Genomic DNA, 18,497 nt, shown 5'->3' on the forward strand with positions numbered 1-18,497 from the left:
CTAAGAACTTCTTCTACCTCCTATTATACCCTATTTCTATTTTAGGGAACAATCTCTTATTCGACATCCACCAAGAGCTCCTTTGGTTTCTTATGCAAGAGCCATTGTGAAGAAAGGATAGATACCAGAATCAAGAGAAGGCCACCGACCAAGACAATCACCAACAATTGGTTCGGTTGGATGTCCATATGGAGGTCCGTCAGGGTCTTACTGAAGCTTTCTGCCTCAGCTCCTCCACCAAGGTTGGCTGCAGAGGATTCTTGAGCCATTTGTTTGGCAATGCCACTGGTTACATTCTTGAGTACCGTATCTCCGACTGCTTTGGCAAGAAGTCCTGCAACTCCATAGGAAAGGAGGAAGGCTGGTATGGAAATCATGACTAATTCTGCCACGAATTGTCCCGCAATCTGCACCTTGGAGAGTCCCAGAGCCAGCAAAATCCCCACTTCTCTGCGACGGGCATTGAGCCACAAGACAAGGAGAAGGGTGAGAAGCAAGCTAGCAAAGATGAGGCTACCGATAAACAAGTAGTCTGACACTTGGAACATGCTGCTGATGGATTTTTGCAAGGCTGGATAGTTAGAAGAGCTCTTAACCAAGTCAAAGTAATTCCATGGGATATCCAGGGCTTTGATTTTTTCGATCAATTGATCCAGGTCCTGATCCCCCTTGGCAAAGAAGGTCGCATCCTCATAGGTAGCTGTTTGAACAGTATTGCCGTAGAGTTTGGCAGCTGTATCTAGGTCAGAAATGAGGGTATCTTCATACAACTCTTGGGCGTAAGTTAGAGGAGCTTGGTTCTTCCCTGAGAACAAGCCCTTGATGGTCACTTCGACAGTTTCATTAGCCCCTTTTTCATTGTCAGCATCGTAGAGATTGGACTTGAGGCGCACCTTATCGCCCACCTTTAGGCCATTCTTTTTCGCCAAATCTTCGTGCATGAGGATTTGGTTTTTGTCCTTGTCTGTCAGATGCTCCCCTTGGACCAGCTTGTAGGCTCCAGAGACAAATTTATCTTCTTTTGAAGAGTCATTGACCCCTGTCACCATCAAGGTATTCTTAAATTGCTTGGCCCGCTCTGGAGATTGATTTTGCAGGGTTTCTTCAGTCTCAATGATCTCGTGGTCTAGGATATCTGCGATGGCATTGATCCGCTTGATCGAGGAGGTGATCCCCTCTACCTGGCTAATTTTTTCGATATCTTCTCCTCTGAGATTCCCAGCTCCCCGAGGGGTTCCCGGATTGGTCCGTCTGTTGATCTGCATGGAGAAGCTATTGGTGATGGATCCCAGGCTTTCCGATGAAGCTTTTTGGGTCGCCCCCTTCATGGAGAGTCCGATCAAGCTCAAGGTCCCCATGAGGAGAATGATGGCAAAGAGCAAGAGAGACTTGGGCCATTTACGTGTGATATAAGCAAAAGCATTGCGCAACATAGCATTCCCTCCTTACTTGCTCTTCTCAACGAGGCTACGGCGACTCAATTCCAAGACCACATCGGAGGCCTCCGCCACTTCCTTGCTGTGGGTGACGACGATGACACATTTTTGACGTTCCTTGGCCAACTTCTTCAAAATGGCAATGATGTCACCGGCTGTCTGTTCGTCTAAGTTTCCTGTCGGCTCATCTGCCAAGATGACAGGTGCTTCTGAAACGAGCGCACGCGCAATGGCCACCCGCTGTTGCTGCCCTCCGGATAGTTGCAGGACATTGCGTTTGATTTGCGTTTCGTCCAGCCCCAATTCTAAGAGAATCTCTTTCCCAGCTTGTTTGTTGACCAGGCGAACATTTTCCAGTGGCGTCAAATAATCAATCAAATTGTAATTCTGAAAGACCAAGGAAACATGATGCTTGCGGTGGTAGCTAGACCCTTTGGTCTGGATGTCCTCCCCATCAAAGAGAACCTGTCCCTTCTTGGGATTGTCTAGACCAGCCAAGAGGGAGAGGAGGGTCGATTTCCCAGCTCCAGACTGACCGATAATGCTGTAAAAAGTCCCATTTTTGAACTGATAGTTCACGTCTGAGAAGATCTCTTCTTGGTAGCTTTGGTAACTATAGGATACATGTTTGAGTTCTAACATAGGTGTCATTTCTCCTTAACTCATTTTTGTTAATATTTCTTTTGGGGTCTTGCGCCAGATCATGCTGGTAGTTACACCGAGCGACAGAAGGATCAAGCACAAGAGGCTAGCATAGGCGATTCCTAAGGAAAGGCCTTGAGGGATTTGATGAAGCAAGTCTAGAGTCTGCTGTTGACCAGTCTGTCCGACAAATTGCTCTAAGAAACGATGGCTGATCATCCGCCCGATGAGAAAGGCCGGGATCAGTGCTAGTAAGGATACCAGCGCCACTTCTAAGAGGAACTGTCCAAAGATCCGGCCCTTGCTCTTCCCAATGGATAAGAGGACTCCGATTTCATGGATCCGTTCTCGTGTCCAGAGACTGAGTAAGAGAGATAGGGCACCGGCTCCCGTCACCAGAAGGACGATCATCATGATCCGTACCAGGCCTTCTAGGGTCTGAGAGGATTCTTTCATCTGGTCAAAGGCCTTGCGATCTTCGACCACGCGTAGCGATTGCCAATCCAGATCCAAGCTTTTTACTTGCTTCAAGAGGGCATCGATTTTCTCAGGATCTTTGACGCCAAAGGTGACCTGGGTTACTTCTTGCTGACTGAGCCCTAAGAGCTTAATCGCATCCTCATAAGGGAGGTAGACTTGGTTTTCACTCAGATCAGAGGTCATTCCTGTGAATTTTTCCTGTTTCTTACCCGAAAAGATGCCTATGATTTTAAAGGTTTGCTCTTTGGCAGGAGTCTCTCCCATCTGAAAGCTGGATAAGGTCAAGGAATCTCCGACCTTTAGCTTGTTCTTCTTAGCCAACTCTTGGTGGATCAAGATCTGCCCGCGAGCCTTTTCGGATAAGTGCTTGCCTTGCACCAGTTGGAAACTGCCACTGCGGAAATCCAGGTGCTGGTCTGTCTTCTGGGTAAAGACAGCGCCTAGTGCTTGCTTGGCTTCCTGCCCCAAATCATCCCGCTCTACCGACTGCTGCCCCGTCACCGCTTCTTTACCAAGAATGCGAACGGGACTTTCATATTGGGGAACCATGGTTCCCACCCCAGCTAGTTGCCGCACCTTTTCAGCTTCCTTCAAAGCAAAGGGAGCATTCCCCTGTTTACTGGTCAGAGCAAAACTGGTCCCAGCCGACTGCTTGATATGGTCCTCCAGTCTTCCTCCTACTTGCATCAGTGAAAAACAGAAATACAAGCAAGAGAGGATCAAGAGGAGAATTAGAAAGAGGACCAGATTCCTCGTTCTTTTTCGAGAAATATAGGCGATTGCCTGTTGTAAGAGCATGAGCTCACCCTCCATTTCAAAGCCCACAGTAATGCAATACGGGCGCTTTCATCATTTGTTATAGTTATTATAGAAAAGAAATGTGAAATGTTTATGAAATAGAAATAATTTCCTAGAAAAATTTAGGAGAGTTAAGCAGTCGTTTAGAGTCACTTTATCTATAGCCATAGAAAAAAACCTTTGAAAAAGGATTTCTTTTCAAAGGTTTTATTTTCTTTTCTTTCTGATTTCTTTTTCAATGGCACTCGCAATCTTCTCCACCATATAGGCCGTCTGGAGATTGCGCAAGATCAAGAGGGCCCAAAAACATGCAAAGAGCATTTGACCCGCCATGGTCGCTTCATTGAAAAAATATGTCTCCATAGCAGTAAAGACTGCTATCACTGCAAATTGTTTTCTATTCATAAAATTATTTTACCATGATTCAGTAAAAAATTCATGTATTAATCGTCTTGAAGAGTGATTTTATCGGATAAAAAGTGAAATTCCTCAGGGATGACACTTTCCTCTTCTTCTACCACTTCCGCTTTTTGGCCACGCGCCTTAACCGAAAACTCTGCCCGAATTTGGGTCCATTCTTCCATCGAAACCGCTAAAATCTCTGGTGAGAAGCCAGCAGCATTGCTGAGGATATTTCCAAACATGGTATTGAGGTTGTCCCGCTTCATGGTCTGTTCAGCATTAAAGGCAGACTCAAAGGCTAAAATAGCGTGATTTTCATTGGCAGCGACCGGCTGGGATCCGATTAAGAGGGCCTTATCCGCACCTGCCAAGCTCTCGATAATTTCCCCCCAAGCGTTCTGAAGACGGATCAAGTTGGTCCGTGCCAACTCTGGATTTTCAACCGCCTCTTGTAAAATGGCGTTGACCTTGTTTCGATCTGCACGGTAGCCCTTGCTAGACTTGGTTGGACGCGTTACTGCTGGTTTTGAAGCAGGAAGACTGCTACCTGATTGCGCTAACTGTTGCTTGAGTTGAGCGACTTCCTTTTTCAAGTCTTCCAGCTGAGCTAGCACATTAGAAGGAACCTCCAGAGTAGCTGAGTTAGAAACTTGGCCCGTACTTTCAGCCAATTTAATAGTCATCATTTCAGTGTAGATTCGCGGTTGCAGACTATTTTTGATATCCGCTAGACTGGTCGTCGCCTGGTCAATCAGGGCAAAAAGACGGGCTTGATCGGCTTCAAGATTCGCCACAAACAAGTCACTAGCGTGAGTGTTTTCTCCACCTGTTTGGACAATCAAAAGATCTCTCAGGTATTGAAGTAAGTCCGTGACGAAACGGGCCATATTCTTCCCGTTATCAAAGATAATCGCCAGCTGATCCAGTCTTGCTGTTGCATCATGAGCCAGGATGGCGACCACGTACTGATCGAGTGCGACTAGACTGATGGATCCTGTAATCTCTTCAGCGATTGCTGTCGTCAACTCACTACCCGCAGTCAGACTCAGGGCTTGGTCCAAAATGGACAAGGCATCCCGCATCCCACCTTCAGCGCGTCGAGCGATGATCTGCACAGCATCTGCTTCATAGGCAATGCCTTCTGTAGCTAAGATGCTTTCCAAATGATGAACGATATCCGGCAGTTTGATGGATTTGAATTCAAAGCGTTGCACCCGTGACAGAATAGTAGCTGGAATCTTGTGTAACTCCGTTGTTGCGAGGATAAAGACCACATTCTCTGTCGGCTCTTCCAGCGTCTTCAACAAGGCATTAAAGGCTCCTGTTGAGAGCATGTGGACCTCATCGATAATGTAGACCTTGTGCTTGGCTAGACTCGGAGCATAAGTGGATTTGTCGCGAATATCCCGAATCTCATCCACCCCATTGTTGGATGCCGCATCGATTTCAATGACATCTTCTAGGCTCCCATTGGTAATGGATTCACAGATATAGCAGTCGTTACAAGGCTCCCCATTGACTTGATTAGGACAGTTCATAGCCTTAGCAAAGATCTTGGCCACACTGGTTTTCCCAGTACCACGAGGACCAGAAAAGAGATAGGCATGGCTGATCTTCTCCTGCTCGACGGCCTGTCTCAATGTCCGTGCCACCACTTGCTGGCCGACCAATTGGCCAAAAGTCTGGCTACGGTATTTCCGATATAAAGCTTGATACATTAGTTCTTAACTCCAAACATCTTAAAGTCCCAGTTTGTCTTATCGATCAAGAGAGCGACAAACTCTTCCAAATACTCCTTATCCAGCTGATCATAGTCAGAGACACACTCCGAATCCAGATCTAAAACCCCAAGGAGCTGGCCGTCCTTGACCATAGGCACCACAATCTCACTCATAGCCCGGCTATCACAGGAAATATAGTTGGCATGCTGGCGCACATCTTCAACAATGATGGTTTCCTGCTTTTGAGCGGCTTCTCCACAGACACCCTTTCCAAGAGCGATATGGACACAAGAAACACCTCCCTGAAAAGGTCCCAGGATCAATTCCGTTTGATCATACAAATAAAAACCCGCAAAGACCGAACGAGGCAGGGCTTGATTTAAAAGAGCACTGGCATTGGACAGATTAGCCAAGGCATTGGTTTCTCCCATTAAGAGAGCGTCTAACTGAGCCAGCAAGAGCTGGTATTGTGATTCTTTTTCCGAATGTTTCATACCTTCCATTATACCAAATCTTTACCCAAAAATTAAGCTTAAAACAGCGAAAGAAAAGAGAGTGGGACAGAAATCGGTAATTCGTTAGAATTCGATTTCGTCGTCCCACCTCCGCACAGTTGAGTAGGGCTGTAAAAGCTGATGAAATCAGCGTAGTAGAGCCCACTCAACCACTGCGTCTTGTTCGACAATGCAAAGACAATTGAGAGGCTAGGACTTTTGTCCCAGCCTCTGGAATATAGATAAAGTTATCTTAAAACTTTTCTCACGGCGGAAAGTTTCAATATATTCTTGATTCATTTTAAAAATAAAATCTCAGCTTTATTTCTTTGCAGAATCATTTAACTCATTCTTATAAAAATTATTTTATCTATTCATGTCGCCGATTGAAGTGAAAGACTTCAAAATACTGGATGGCACGATAGATTAAAAAGATAGTCAAGATGATGGATACCAGCCAGATGGTCTCTAATCCATAAAACTGGATCAAGTAGGTCGAAAAAATGGCCCCAAAGACAAAGCTCCCGATCAAGCAGGTCATAAAAATGGCTTCCCAAAGGAATTTCTTTTCCTTTTCTCTGACAAAATTCCCATAAGCCACCATGGTTTTCTTGAGATTTCCCGTCATGAAGGAATGATTATAAGCGTAGCCATCCACTTCTCCAAAAGAGGTCGCTACGATTCCCAAACTCAGGCCAAAAAAAGGAACGATGAAGACATTTTTTACCGATGCTGGCAAAAATCCCGTCACCAAGGTTGTGAGGATAAAGGGTACCAAGGTACTGAGGCGCCAAACTGAGTTGTCAATCAAGCGACGCAAGACTGTCATCAAAAGGATTCCCAGCATAAAAGCCAGCATGGTCGCTAACTTGACTTCTACATCTGAGATCTGCTGGCCAATCAAGCCGACCGATAGAAAGACCACATTCCCCGTCTGGCCTGCCGCCAAGGTCCCACCCCGACAGATAAAGGTATAGGCATCTGAAAAACCAGCACACATGGTCAATAAACAAGCGAACGCCTTGGTCCGCGAATGAAACTCCCTTTTCATTTCCATTCTCCCTAGGAAAAAGAGGGAGTGGTACAGAATGTTACATAACATTCCTCGTACCACCCCTGCAAAGTTGATTGAGAACTCTTTCGAGTCTTTTAGCGAATGAAGAGTCTCACCAACTACTGCGACATTCAATTATTCCAACTAATGTGAAAGAATTGGAGATCGATTTCCCTCTTTCTCCCTATTTTATTTTCCCTCACGCGCTTCGTTGAGGATTTTTTCAATCTTGGTTGTGATCAAGTCAATCGCAACCGTATTGCTGACACCTTCCGGGATAATCACGTCCGCATAGCGCTTGGTTGGCTCGATGAACTGGTGGTACATCGGTTTTACCACACCAAGGTATTGCTCAATGACACTATCAAGACTCCGGCCACGCTCCTCCATATCGCGCTTGATCCGGCGAATGATCCGCACATCATCATCCGTATCAACGAAAATCTTGATGTCCATCAAGTCTCGAAGGCGCTTGTCTTCAAGGACTAAGATCCCTTCCACGATGAAGACATCCTGTGGTTCCTGACGATAGGTCTTGCTGCTGCGTGTATGTTCAGCATAGTCATAAGTTGGAATATCTACCGGACGACCCTCCAAGAGTTCATTGATCTGCGCAATCATCAAGTCCGTATCAAAGGCAAAAGGATGGTCATAGTTAGTCTTGATCCGCTCCTCAAAGGTCAAATGACTCTGGTCCTTGTAATAAGAATCATGCTCAATCATGGCAATCTTTTCATTCGGGAAATTGGCCAAAATGGCACGAGACACACTGGTCTTTCCACCACCAGAACCACCAGTAACACCAATAATAATAGGTCTATTTTGCATTTTCTACTCCATTACCTCTAGTCGCCTGAGAAGAAATAGACATCTCAGACACATCTCATCCATTTTACCATATTTTTGCCTAGACATGAATAGTTTTTCAGTAAGAAGTTTGGAAACAAAAAGGACCTTGCGGTCCTTTGATTATTTAGATAAACTAGTTCTTTAGAAAAAAAACTAAGTGATCTTGCAAAGAAATAAAAATGAGTTCTAATTTTTTAAATGAATCAAGAATATACTGAAACTTTCCGCCGTGAGATAAGTGCTAGAAACAGTGATGTTTCTAGCACTCGGGAGTTTTGAAACCTTAGGTTCAAAACTAAGTCATGGAACTTCTTCGAAGTTCGCTGACGTCCGTTCTCACCTAAGGAAAGTTTCTAAGATGACTTTGTCTTCAATCTAAAAGGACCTTGCGGTCCTTTCATTATTTCACTTTTTCTAATTTTGCGGCAAATTCATTACCACCACGTAAGACGAGTATATTTTTTCCACCGTTGACAGGTACGAAACAATAATTTGAATTAGCTTGTATATAGACTTCCTTAGCGCTCTTCACTTGATAGCCTTCTGATTTCACCGCTTCTTGAATTACTTCAAATGTGTGTTCAATCTCTTCTTTAGAAGTTGTGTCTCCATCATACTTTTCTGAATCAGCTAGAGAATAGAATGCGTAAGCCTTGCTATCGTAATACTTATCACTAATAATTCCGTGATCTGAAATCTGAACAGTTGTATTACTTCCTTCTGTCACATTCTTCCATTTTCCAACCATGGCCTTTGGTATTTCAATCTTGTGATAGACCAAATTCTCTTCAAAGTTTCCTTCGTATGATTTATAAGTTTTCAAGTCGAATAAATCATTTCTTAAAATAATATTGCTTCCGTCTTTTTGGAGCAAATTATAGCGTGTGTTCCCACCAGATTTAATAACAACTATTTCTGTCGTTTTCAGGTTAAATTTCTTATCGACATCCGCAAGTGAATGCAAGTCAGTCGCATTTAACAAAGAAAGTGCGGTATTAAATTCTTTTTTCGCTTCATTGCCCTTGAGAACCTTTTTGATGGTCTCGCCACCATTGACTTTTTGTTTCTTTCCACTTAGTTCATAAGTGACCGGACTTGAATCCGTATTTCGCAACCAAACACCATCTAGACTTGGTCCACCTGAAAAGAAAAAGAACCAAGCAAAGGAAATCACTGCGACAAGTCCCGCAACTGCGGCCCCAATTTGGGATTGTTTATTGAAAGAAAGTGTCAATTTTTTCGGTCTTGGAACAGGTTGTAAGGTTTTCGCCGATGGCTGCGGTTGGACAAAAGCTTTCTGCTCTTGTGAAAGAGGTGCGCTAGATGCAACAGGTACTTCCTGAGCAGGAGCCTGTGCTTTAGTTGCTGGAGCTGGTGCTTCTTTTCGCTCTACGACAAACTCCCCTTTTTCACGCGCTGCTTGAAATTCTTGCATACTTGGCTTGCGACCATTGATCGCTTCAAAATATTCAACCCAATCGTTTTGATTCATTCTATCCCCCTTATTGATTCATCCTAAAAACTAACCATATTATACCATAAATCAATGGTTAATTTTTTGATTTTCAGAAAAATATCTGAAAAATCCAAGCGATTTTCCACTTGGACTTTCTTCATTATTTCAAAACTTTTTGTGTTTTCGCGTAATTGGCTTCTACAGCTTCTTTTTCAGCCTTCCACCAATCTTGGTGGTCTGTGTACCACTTGATGGTGTCTTCCAAACCTGCTTCAAAGTTGGTGAATTGTGGTTCCCAACCTAATTCTTCACGCAATTTTGTTGAATCAATAGCATAACGCAAATCGTGACCAGCACGGTCTGTTACACGGTCGTAGGCATCTTTTGGTTGTCCCATTTTTTCAAGGATCAACTCAAGCACTTCCTTGTTGTTCTTTTCGCCGTCAGCACCAATCAAGTAAGTTTCACCGATACGGCCCTTGGTAAGGATGGCCCAAACACCTGTTGAGTGGTCGTTGGTGTGGATCCAGTCACGGACGTTCTTGCCTTCACCATAAAGTTTTGGCTTGATGCCAGACAAGATATTGGTGATTTGACGTGGGATGAATTTTTCGATGTGTTGGTATGGCCCGTAGTTGTTTGAACAGTTAGAAATCGTTGCTTTGACACCAAAGGAACGTACCCAAGCTTTTACAATCAAGTCTGAAGCAGCTTTGGTTGATGAATAAGGTGATGATGGGTTGTATTTGGTTTCAGCAGTGAATTTTTCACCAGGACCTTCCCCATGTCCAGGAAGATCTTCACGCAATGGAAGGTCCCCATAGACTTCGTCTGTTGACACGTGGTGGAAACGAATGTCGTATTTACGAGCCGCTTCCAAGAGTGTGTAAGTTCCAACAAAGTTTGTGTAGATAAATGGAGATGGATCTTTGAGGGAGTTGTCATTGTGGCTTTCAGCCGCATAGTGAACAATCGCATCAGCCTTGGCAGCCAATTTGTCAACTAATTCAGCATCCGCGATGTCTCCCACCACCAACTCGACACGATCTCCAAGGATTTCTTCGATATTGGCACGGTTACCAGCGTAAGTGAGTTTGTCAAGGACAGTCACATGCACGTCTGGATGGTTGTTGTAGACATAGTGTACGAAGTTTGAACCGATGAAACCAGCTCCACCGGTTACGATGATATGTTTATATTCTGACATTTTTTCTCCAAATAGTTTTTGTTTTGATTGTTCCTTTAGCTAGTGAGGGACGCCAGCAACCCTTCGGTTTCATGGCTAAATCCGAAGCCTAAGTCTCCAGATTTTCCTACAAGATTCCCTGAGGGAATCTTGTTTTCACTAGGGCAGAAACTCTCTTATAACGCTCCTTGCAGTCGCGCTATTGCTTCGCAAAGTTCATTTTTACAAATCTTCTGCTTTTAGGGGTTTGACATCTTTGAGCAACGGGTGGTTCTTGTCTGCTTCTGAGACTTCTGCTTCTTCCAAGTTTTCCCACTGGATGTCTAGGCTTGGGTCTGCATAGTTGACAAAAGCATATTTTGGCTTGAGTTCCAGTGCCCAGTAATCATTGACTAAGTATGTATAGGCAACTTTGTCTGTCAAAACTTGGAACCCATTGGCAACACCACGAGGAACGAAGATGCCTTTTGAAGCATCGATCACGGTTTGGTAGGTGTTCCCAAAGCTATCGCCTTCACGAAGGTCTACCCAAGTTCCAAGAACCTTTCCTTCATCTGCTACAGAGATGTACTTGTCCCAAGGCTCTGCATGCAGACCACGTAAGACATGCTTGCGTGAGAAGGAGATATTGTTTTGCAACTTGCCTTCCGCAAAGAAGCTTTCAGGGAAGCCAAGAGGAAGCATTTTCTCTTTTTGGAAGTTTTCTTTAAACCAACCACGGTTATCTCCGCGCACAGGAATATCAAACTCCATCAAGCCTGGGATGGCTTCAATTTTGCGGGCTGCTAATTCTTTATCAAAAAATTGTTCCGTCATTAAGCTTCTCCAATCAAACGGAGCAAATATTGTCCGTATTCGTTTTTCTTCAATGATTGCGCTAATTCATGAACTTGTTCCTTGGTGATATAACCCATGCGATAAGCAATTTCCTCAAGATTGGCTACTTGGACATTTTGCAAACGTTGAACAGTCTCGATATATTGAGAAGCTTGCAAGAGGCTTTCGTGAGTTCCTGTATCCAACCAGGCAAAACCACGGCCCATGAGCTCAACAGAAAGATCTCCACGCTCCAAATAGGCCTTGTTAACATCAGTGATTTCAAGCTCTCCACGAGGACTTGGTTTGATGTTTTTGGCAATCTCTACCACATCATTGTCATAGAAGTAAAGTCCTGTCACTGCAAAATTCGATTTTGGATGTTCTGGCTTTTCTTCGATAGAGATAGCATTCATATCCGCGTCAAACTCTACCACACCAAATCGTTCTGGATCTTTGACTTGGTAACCAAAGACAGTCGCTCCTTTTTCTTTCGCTTCTGCCCGTTGCAACATCTTGGTTAAGCCATTTCCGTGGAAGATATTGTCCCCAAGAATGAGGGCAACGTGATCGTCCCCGATAAAGTCTTCCCCGATGATGAAGGCTTGCGCCAAGCCATCTGGACTTGGTTGCTCTGCATAAGAGAGAGAAATTCCGAGCTCAGAACCATCTCCAAGAAGCTCTTCAAAACGAGGTAGGTCTTGAGGAGTCGAAATGATCAGGATATCTTTGATCCCAGCCAACATAAGGGTTGACAGCGGATAGTAGATCATCGGTTTGTCATAAATGGGCATCAATTGTTTAGAAGCCGCACGTGTCAATGGATACAAGCGAGTTCCTGAGCCCCCTGCTAAAATAATACCTTTCATAATGTTAGGCCTTTCTACGTAGTCATTACCCTTATTTTATCATGTTTATATAAAAAAGTCACCTTGCATTTATGTTCCAAGGTGATGACAGGTTATCCCAAAGCGACGTCTAGGATCATCATAATGACAAAGCCAACCATGAGACCAAGTGTCGCAACATCTGTGTTGCCATTGGTCTGGGAATCTGGGATCAACTCTTCGACCACTACAAAAATCATCGCACCTACCGCAAAGCCCATCATGATATCCAGTAATTAGCGACTAATATGCTTGAAGAAAAAGACGATAGCTGACCCGACAATGGTACAGCCCCATGTAAACAATCCTGCGAGAAAGGCCTGCAAGACCACGGATTGCGATTGAAACCAATTCATAATAACTCCCATTTTCTTGATGATTCACTCCCTCTATTCTACTATTTTTAGCCAAATTACAGAAGGTCTTTCGAAAAAAAGAGAGTGGGACAGAAATCGGTAATTCGTTAGAATTCGATTTCGTCGTCCCACCTCCGCACAGTTGAGTAGGGCTGTAAAAGCTGATGAAATCAGCGTAGTAGAGCCCACTCAACCACTGCGTCTTGCTCGACAATCCAAAAACAATTGAGAGGCTAGGACTTTTGTCCCAGCCTACTTCTTCACATATTGTTCAACTGGATAATCTGCTGGATCCAAGCGCAGGTTTCCTCCTGCCACGAGTTGGGCTAGGTGCCAACCAATGAGGGGACCAGTTGTGAGGCCAGACGAACCAAGTCCACTGGCGGCATAGAGGCCTGCTCGATCAGGAACAGCTCCCCAAAATGGTGAAAAGTCACTGGTGTAGGCACGAGTTCCCACGCGCTCCCCTATAACTTCTGCTTGAGCTAGTTCTGGATAGTAAGACAGGGCTTCTGTTTCCATCTGATTAAGCAGAGTTTGATCCACCGTCAGGTCAAAGCCCATCTCATTTTCATGGGTGGCTCCCATACTGATCTTGCCCTGCTGAAATGGAATGATATCCAGCTCTCCTTCAGGCATGACCACAGGATAATCATCAGTATCTAAGTCTAACTGATAATCCCTCAACTGTCCTTTTTGCGGACGGACATCAACCTGGTAGCCGAGTGGCTCAAGGATTTTCCCCAACCAGGCCCCTGTTGCTAGGATGACTTGGTCATAGCTTTCTCCGGCAATCTGATAGCCATCATCTAAGACAGAGAGAGTAACCTCTTCCTTGATCACTCTTGCCCCACTGGCTTCAAGAAGAGTTGACGTCAGAAGGGCTCCCTCTACATGAGCACCACCTGATGCATAAAGGAGCTTCTCAAAGCCTTGTAGACCTGGAAATTGCTCACTGACTTCTTCTTTGGTCAAGATCGCCAAGTCTCCAATCAAGGGAGATTCTTCCCGACGGCTCAGCGCCAACTGATAGAGTTCGTCTAATTTCTCCTCCTTTTTCTTGAGGAGATAGACACCGGTCTGCTGGTAAAAATCTGTTTTAATTCCATCCTTTGCCAGGTCTTCTACCAATTCTTGGTAGAAATCAGCCCCCAGACGAGCCAGGCGATACCAGGCCTTATTTCGCCGTTTGGAAAACCAAGGGCTAATAATGCCTGCTGCCGCCTTAGTCGCTTGGCCGACTCCATGGTCATAGACAGTCACATCCACTTGCGCTTCTTTGGATAAATAATAGGCTGCAGTGGATCCCACGATCCCTGCACCAATAATGGCAACTTTCATCATGACCCCTTAGATATGGTAAAAAGGATTGGTGCTGGCTTGACTGCCAATCACTTCAATCTCCCAGGCTTCCTCAGCCTTCCACTGGTTAAGCTTTTCTACTAGTTTCGACACAAAGAGAACCTCGATATGATGACCCGGATCCAAGGCCAAGAGCCCATCGCTCAGCATGTCCTGAGCCGTATGGTAGTAGATATCTCCTGTGATATAGACCTCTGCCCCCTTAGCAAGAGCATCCTTGTAAAAGGACTGGCCACTTCCTCCACAGATGGCGACACGCTCAATGACCCGATCCAAATCCGCCTCATCATAACTGACTATGCGCAAAGCATCTAAGCCAAAGGTTTCTTTAAGCTTGCTAGCCAACTGTCCAAAGGTTTGAGTAGCTACCCGACCGATCCGGCCGATTCCGAGCCCTTCCCCTGTCATACTGAGGGGTTCTATATCTTCAATGTCCAAGAGCTGGCAGAACCAATCGTTGAGACCATCTGGGACAATGTCAATATTGGTATGGCTGACGTAGACTGCGATATCGTGCTTGATCAAATCGATATAGATCTGATTTTGTGCCCGATCAGCTACCAGATCCTTGATGGGACGGAAAATGGGCGCGTGCTTGACGATGATCAAGTCCACCCCATGAGCGATAGCTTCCGCCACCGTCTGCTCGCGGATATCTAAGGCCACCATGACCTTATGAATGTCTTTTTGCAAAGTGCCGACCTGTAAGCCACGAACATCTCCCTCCATGGATAGTTCCTGAGGACAATAGGTTTCATAGCGTTTGATAACTTCACTTGCTAACATGTAGGACCTCCTTGATGTGTGCGATACGCTCTTCTAACGATGCTCTGGCAAATTGATTCTCAACTGGGACCTGCTCCAAGGCAAAGGCCAATTTCTCCACTTCCTTGGACCACTTTTGGACAAAGGCTGGAGCTTGTTCCCGCATCAAATAGGGACCAAAGCGCAGTTCCTTGGCTGTCAATTCTTGAGAACCGTGTTCCACCACGAGGATCTCATAGAACTTCTCATTTTCTTCCAAGATCGCTTCATCAACAATGCGAAATTCATGGTTTACCAACCAAGCCCGCAGTTCATCTTCCCGATTATTGGGCTGGAGGACCAAGCGGGAGACACTGGCTAATTTTTCTAGACCTGCGGCTAGGATATCTGCAATCAAGCGTCCTCCCATGCCAGCAATGGTGATACAGGAAATGCCATCTGCTGGTTCAAAGGCAGCCAAGCCATTGGCCAGACGGACCTCAATCTTGTCCTCTAAGCCATTATCCGCAACATTTTGGAGGGCAGACTGGTAGGGCCCTTCTACCACTTCACCAGCAATGGCAGCCTCAATCTTGCCTTCTTGTAAGAGAGCGATTGGGAGATAAGCATGGTCACTCCCCACGTCCAACAAACGTGCTCCAGCTGGGACGAAGCTAGCCACCAAGTCCAAGCGATTTGATAATTTTGTAAATTCCATGTGCTACTTTCTAAAGTTTTATTCCACCCTTTAGTATACCATGTTTGCACCATTAAAAAAAGGCGCAACGGCGCCTTGTCTATTATGGAAAGGTATTACTTTAGACTTTCCTTAGGTGAGTCCGGACGTCAGCGAACTTCTTCAAAGTTCCATGACTAAGTTTTGAGTCTAATGTCTCAAAACTTCCGGGCACATGAAACTTATACGTTTCATGTGCTATACTCACGGCGGAAACTCTCGCTATCATCCTCAACAAGCCGATATTAGACTTTAGTCAATTTCCTTATATTCTACTTCCAAGCCACGTTTCACAGCTGGGCGATTGGCGATTTTCTCTGTCCAAGCTTGCAGATGCTTGTATTCCTTCACATTTAGGAAAATCCCTGCACGGTCCCAGACCTTGTCTTGGGCTAGACGGCCATACCAAGACCAGATGGCAATATCTGCAATGGTATAGTCATCCCCTGCGATATAAGGTTTAGTAGCCAGTTCCTTGTCCAGTAGGTCCAATTGACGTTTGGCTTCCATGGCAAAGCGGTTGATGGCATACTCAATTTTCTCAGGTGCATAGTGGAAGAAATGCCCAAAGCCTCCCCCTAAGAAAGGTGCTGCACCCGTCTGCCAGAAGAGCCAGTTGAGCACTTCTGTCCGTTTAGCCCGATCAGTCGGTATTAATTTGCCAAATTTCTCAGCTAGATACAGGAGGATATTAGCTGATTCAAAGACACGAATCGCTTCCTCTCCTGATTGATCCAACATGGCTGGAATTTTCGAGTTAGGATTGATGGCTACAAAGTCACTTCCAAACTGATCTCCCTCGCCAATCTTGATCCGATAAGCGTCATAGCCTGCATCCACACCCAGCTCTTTCAATTCCTCCAGCATAATGGTGGCCTTGATCCCATTGGGTGTTGGAAGGGTATAGAGTTGGAAAGGCTGGTCGCCTTTTGGAAGGGTTTGTTCAAAGCGGGCACCTGCTGTTGGTTGGTTCAAGCCACCCCAGGCTCCTCCCATTTGGCTCGGTGCTTCCCATACTTCTGGTAATTGATAGTCTGACATCTTTCTTCTCCTTTAATTTCGCTACTCCTAGCATATCAAATCTCGGGCTCCCTTTCAAATATCTGCTACGCGAAGGCTACTTGACTTTTTTTGTCAAAATGATAGTATAGAAAAAATACAATTTTACGGAGAAAACCATGTCCACGATCGATTTTCATAGTTTGGCAAAGACAGAACTTCACTGTCACTTAGACGGTTCCTTGTCGCTTCCAATCATTCGCCAGTTGGCAGCTATGGCCAATATTGATCTACCTGCTAGCGATGAGGAGCTCAAGCACCATGTCACTGCGCCTGCCCACTGTGAGAATCTTTTGGACTATTTGGAGGCCTTTGACTACATTCGGCCCCTTCTTCAAACCAAAGAAGCCTTGACGCTTGTCGCTTACGATGTGGCCAAGCAAGTCGCTCTTGAAAATGTCGTCTACATCGAGGTCCGCTTTGCACCAGAATTGTCCATGGACCAAGGCCTCACTGTCCCAGAAACCATCGATGCTGTCTGCGATGGTCTGCGCCAAGCCCAGGAGGAATTTGGCATTGTTGCAAAAGCCTTGGTCTGTGGCATGCGCCAGTCAGATCAAGAAGTCACATCTCGCATTCTTGCAGAAGCCAACCAAGTTAGTGATCAGGATTTTGTTGGTTTTGACTTTGCCGGAGATGAGCACAACTACTCTCCAAAAGATATTCGACCTCTAATTGAGCAAATCAAGAGTTACCATCGTCCTATGACGCTTCATGCAGGTGAGTGTCATTGCCCACACTTTGTTGCCCAATCGATTGCATTTGGTATCAAACGCAATGGCCACGTGACAGCTCTATCTCATGAACCAGCCTTACTCCAATCCTTTATTGAAAATGGGGTCACTGGTGAACTCTGCTTGACCAGCAACTTACAGACAAAAGCAGCGCCGACTATAGAAGATTTCCCTTATTTGAAGATGAATGCAGCCGGTGCTCGGATCAGTATCAATACCGATAACCGGACTGTATCTGATACCGACCTCACCAAGGAATACGCTCTCTATCATCAGCATTTCCAAACCAAGGAAATTGACTTTTACCAGCACAATGTCCATGCCATCCAGGCTTCCTTTGCAAGTGAGGAAGAAAAACAAGAACTCCTCACCAAACTAGAAAAAGCCTACGCGGACTATTTATAAACAAAAAAATGAGGCTGGGACAAAAGTCCTAGCCTCTCAATTATCTTTGGATTGTCGAGCAAGACGCAGTGGTTGAGTGGGCTCTACTACGCTGATTTCATCAGCTTTTACAGCCCTACTCAACTGTGCGGAGGTGGGACGACGAAATCGAATTCTAACGAATTACCGATTTCTGTCCCACTCTCAGTTTTTTTTATCCTTCCACAAATCCATGGCCTGTAAGAAATCGTCTGAAACCGTCACATTGCGTGGGTTAGCTTGCTCGCGTTCTTGTAGTTTCGCCTCTACTTGGGCCAGGCTGTTGATGCCTTCACTGCGCCAGTTTCGCAAAATGGCCTGGATATATTTCCAGTGAGGCTTGCCATTAAAAACAGCTTCTCGTAGCGCTGCCTTGATCACATCTGGATCTGTCTGATCCTCGCGCACGGTCTTGGTCAAATCTTCAATCTCAAAAGGCGTCAAGAGTCGTCCAAGCTCCTGTTGGAAGGTTTCCACCAAGTCCTTGATGACATTTCCCTTGGCAGGAGCACTCTGTGTCTTCCCTTGTGTCTGAGCGTCTAAAATTTCATCCAAGCGTTCCAGGGCTATGGTCGCATCAAAGATGGCCTCAATTTCTCCATTAAGCTCAATGGTCCGATATTGAAGAAGTCCCTTGGTGGTCAAATTGGACATAATCCGATTGACCTCTGTCACCGTTTTTCCCAGATGACTAGCAATCTGATTGGGAGTCAAGGTCTCTTGACCAGTCGTATTTTGAAGGAAGAAAAACTGCCAAACCAAGTAGTCATCTGCCTGGTCAAATAACTCATGATAATGAAAAAGCAAGGCACTTGGAAGAACCAAGTTGCCATACTTAAATGCTTGTGAATATGTCATAATT

Annotated in this window: 18 protein-coding genes and 1 pseudogene; 1 reads left to right on the top strand and 18 read right to left on the bottom strand. The window is 45.2% G+C overall.

Translation table 11 applies throughout. The features are described from left to right. Positions 1-56: 56 nt before the first annotated feature. The 17 genes and pseudogenes from AB4X21_RS06805 to yghU all read right to left on the bottom strand — a co-directional run bounded on the left by AB4X21_RS06805 (position 57) and on the right by yghU (position 16,460). A complete protein-coding gene (locus AB4X21_RS06805; protein WP_369087697.1) occupies positions 57-1,433 on the bottom strand; it encodes an ABC transporter permease in 1,377 nt (458 codons plus the stop codon). A 12-nt stretch (positions 1,434-1,445) separates the two neighbouring features. Continuing rightward, positions 1,446-2,087, bottom strand: coding sequence for an ABC transporter ATP-binding protein (locus AB4X21_RS06810; protein ID WP_151378742.1), 642 nt, complete (start codon positions 2,085-2,087; stop codon positions 1,446-1,448). 6 nt (positions 2,088-2,093) lie between these two features. After that, complete coding sequence (locus AB4X21_RS06815; RefSeq protein WP_270299641.1) at positions 2,094-3,356, bottom strand: ABC transporter permease; 1,263 nt, start codon at positions 3,354-3,356, stop codon at positions 2,094-2,096. A gap of 207 nt (positions 3,357-3,563) precedes the next feature. Continuing rightward, positions 3,564-3,761 (bottom strand): DUF3272 family protein, encoded by a 198-nt coding sequence (locus tag AB4X21_RS06820; protein ID WP_003002577.1) that lies wholly within the window; start codon positions 3,759-3,761, stop codon positions 3,564-3,566. Between the two features lie 38 nt (positions 3,762-3,799). Then, entirely contained in the window at positions 3,800-5,476 is a 1,677-nt protein-coding gene (gene dnaX / locus AB4X21_RS06825; protein ID WP_369087698.1) for a DNA polymerase III subunit gamma/tau, read from the bottom strand. Further along, the gene (locus AB4X21_RS06830; RefSeq protein ID WP_151378740.1) at positions 5,476-5,973 is read right to left on the bottom strand and encodes a GAF domain-containing protein; all 498 of its coding nucleotides are present in this window, start codon (positions 5,971-5,973) and stop codon (positions 5,476-5,478) included. Before AB4X21_RS06830 ends, dnaX begins: the two co-directional genes overlap by 1 nt. 370 nt (positions 5,974-6,343) lie before the next feature. Continuing rightward, entirely contained in the window at positions 6,344-7,024 is a 681-nt protein-coding gene (locus tag AB4X21_RS06835) for a YoaK family protein (protein ID WP_003011406.1), read from the bottom strand. A gap of 192 nt (positions 7,025-7,216) precedes the next feature. Further along, positions 7,217-7,855, bottom strand: a complete 639-nt coding sequence (gene udk, locus AB4X21_RS06840; protein ID WP_320910585.1) for a uridine kinase — start codon at positions 7,853-7,855, stop codon at positions 7,217-7,219. Positions 7,856-8,276: 421 nt separating this feature from the next. Beyond that, complete coding sequence (locus tag AB4X21_RS06845) at positions 8,277-9,368, bottom strand: hypothetical protein (protein ID WP_369087699.1); 1,092 nt, start codon at positions 9,366-9,368, stop codon at positions 8,277-8,279. A 124-nt stretch (positions 9,369-9,492) separates the two neighbouring features. Then, positions 9,493-10,539: a dTDP-glucose 4,6-dehydratase gene (rfbB, locus tag AB4X21_RS06850; protein WP_003002700.1), complete on the bottom strand. Its 1,047-nt coding sequence runs from the start codon at positions 10,537-10,539 to the stop codon at positions 9,493-9,495. A 201-nt stretch (positions 10,540-10,740) separates the two neighbouring features. Beyond that, a complete protein-coding gene (locus AB4X21_RS06855) occupies positions 10,741-11,334 on the bottom strand; it encodes a dTDP-4-dehydrorhamnose 3,5-epimerase family protein (protein WP_320910583.1) in 594 nt (197 codons plus the stop codon). Then, positions 11,334-12,203 (bottom strand): glucose-1-phosphate thymidylyltransferase RfbA, encoded by an 870-nt coding sequence (rfbA, locus tag AB4X21_RS06860; RefSeq protein ID WP_003002772.1) that lies wholly within the window; start codon positions 12,201-12,203, stop codon positions 11,334-11,336. The genes AB4X21_RS06855 and rfbA overlap by 1 nt, the downstream gene beginning before the upstream one ends. Before the next feature lie 92 nt (positions 12,204-12,295). Next, positions 12,296-12,577 (bottom strand): annotated as a pseudogene (locus tag AB4X21_RS06865) (ZIP family metal transporter). Between the two features lie 252 nt (positions 12,578-12,829). Further along, positions 12,830-13,921 (bottom strand): NAD(P)/FAD-dependent oxidoreductase, encoded by a 1,092-nt coding sequence (locus AB4X21_RS06870; protein ID WP_369087700.1) that lies wholly within the window; start codon positions 13,919-13,921, stop codon positions 12,830-12,832. 6 nt (positions 13,922-13,927) lie between these two features. Continuing rightward, entirely contained in the window at positions 13,928-14,725 is a 798-nt protein-coding gene (locus AB4X21_RS06875) for a Nif3-like dinuclear metal center hexameric protein (protein WP_369087701.1), read from the bottom strand. Next, positions 14,712-15,401: a tRNA (adenine(22)-N(1))-methyltransferase TrmK gene (locus tag AB4X21_RS06880; RefSeq protein ID WP_369087702.1), complete on the bottom strand. Its 690-nt coding sequence runs from the start codon at positions 15,399-15,401 to the stop codon at positions 14,712-14,714. Before AB4X21_RS06880 ends, AB4X21_RS06875 begins: the two co-directional genes overlap by 14 nt. A 270-nt stretch (positions 15,402-15,671) precedes the next feature. After that, complete coding sequence (yghU, locus tag AB4X21_RS06885) at positions 15,672-16,460, bottom strand: glutathione-dependent disulfide-bond oxidoreductase (RefSeq protein WP_369087703.1); 789 nt, start codon at positions 16,458-16,460, stop codon at positions 15,672-15,674. A 137-nt stretch (positions 16,461-16,597) separates the two neighbouring features. On the opposite strand from yghU, the gene add reads away from it, so the two are divergent. Next, positions 16,598-17,617: an adenosine deaminase gene (gene add, locus AB4X21_RS06890; protein ID WP_369087704.1), complete on the top strand. Its 1,020-nt coding sequence runs from the start codon at positions 16,598-16,600 to the stop codon at positions 17,615-17,617. Between the two features lie 183 nt (positions 17,618-17,800). Here the strand turns inward: add and AB4X21_RS06895 are convergent, their stop codons facing one another. Next, positions 17,801-18,493 (bottom strand): DnaD domain-containing protein, encoded by a 693-nt coding sequence (locus tag AB4X21_RS06895; RefSeq protein ID WP_320910577.1) that lies wholly within the window; start codon positions 18,491-18,493, stop codon positions 17,801-17,803. Between the last annotated feature and the right edge of the window lie 4 nt (positions 18,494-18,497).

Source organism: Streptococcus sp. CP1998 (assembly GCF_041026655.1).
In the GTDB taxonomy this organism is placed as follows: Bacteria; Bacillota; Bacilli; order Lactobacillales; family Streptococcaceae; genus Streptococcus; species Streptococcus dentalis.

Coding starts and splice junctions, on each gene's coding strand:
- AB4X21_RS06805 (WP_369087697.1), bottom strand. CDS start 1,433: ATGTTGCGCAATGCTTTTGCTTATATCACACGTAAATGGCCCAAGTCT.
- AB4X21_RS06810 (WP_151378742.1), bottom strand. CDS start 2,087: ATGACACCTATGTTAGAACTCAAACATGTATCCTATAGTTACCAAAGC.
- AB4X21_RS06815 (WP_270299641.1), bottom strand. CDS start 3,356: ATGCTCTTACAACAGGCAATCGCCTATATTTCTCGAAAAAGAACGAGG.
- AB4X21_RS06820 (WP_003002577.1), bottom strand. CDS start 3,761: ATGAATAGAAAACAATTTGCAGTGATAGCAGTCTTTACTGCTATGGAG.
- dnaX (WP_369087698.1), bottom strand. CDS start 5,476: ATGTATCAAGCTTTATATCGGAAATACCGTAGCCAGACTTTTGGCCAA.
- AB4X21_RS06830 (WP_151378740.1), bottom strand. CDS start 5,973: ATGAAACATTCGGAAAAAGAATCACAATACCAGCTCTTGCTGGCTCAG.
- AB4X21_RS06835 (WP_003011406.1), bottom strand. CDS start 7,024: ATGAAAAGGGAGTTTCATTCGCGGACCAAGGCGTTCGCTTGTTTATTG.
- udk (WP_320910585.1), bottom strand. CDS start 7,855: ATGCAAAATAGACCTATTATTATTGGTGTTACTGGTGGTTCTGGTGGT.
- AB4X21_RS06845 (WP_369087699.1), bottom strand. CDS start 9,368: ATGAATCAAAACGATTGGGTTGAATATTTTGAAGCGATCAATGGTCGC.
- rfbB (WP_003002700.1), bottom strand. CDS start 10,539: ATGTCAGAATATAAACATATCATCGTAACCGGTGGAGCTGGTTTCATC.
- AB4X21_RS06855 (WP_320910583.1), bottom strand. CDS start 11,334: ATGACGGAACAATTTTTTGATAAAGAATTAGCAGCCCGCAAAATTGAA.
- rfbA (WP_003002772.1), bottom strand. CDS start 12,203: ATGAAAGGTATTATTTTAGCAGGGGGCTCAGGAACTCGCTTGTATCCA.
- AB4X21_RS06870 (WP_369087700.1), bottom strand. CDS start 13,921: ATGATGAAAGTTGCCATTATTGGTGCAGGGATCGTGGGATCCACTGCA.
- AB4X21_RS06875 (WP_369087701.1), bottom strand. CDS start 14,725: ATGTTAGCAAGTGAAGTTATCAAACGCTATGAAACCTATTGTCCTCAG.
- AB4X21_RS06880 (WP_369087702.1), bottom strand. CDS start 15,401: ATGGAATTTACAAAATTATCAAATCGCTTGGACTTGGTGGCTAGCTTC.
- yghU (WP_369087703.1), bottom strand. CDS start 16,460: ATGTCAGACTATCAATTACCAGAAGTATGGGAAGCACCGAGCCAAATG.
- add (WP_369087704.1), top strand. CDS start 16,598: ATGTCCACGATCGATTTTCATAGTTTGGCAAAGACAGAACTTCACTGT.
- AB4X21_RS06895 (WP_320910577.1), bottom strand. CDS start 18,493: ATGACATATTCACAAGCATTTAAGTATGGCAACTTGGTTCTTCCAAGT.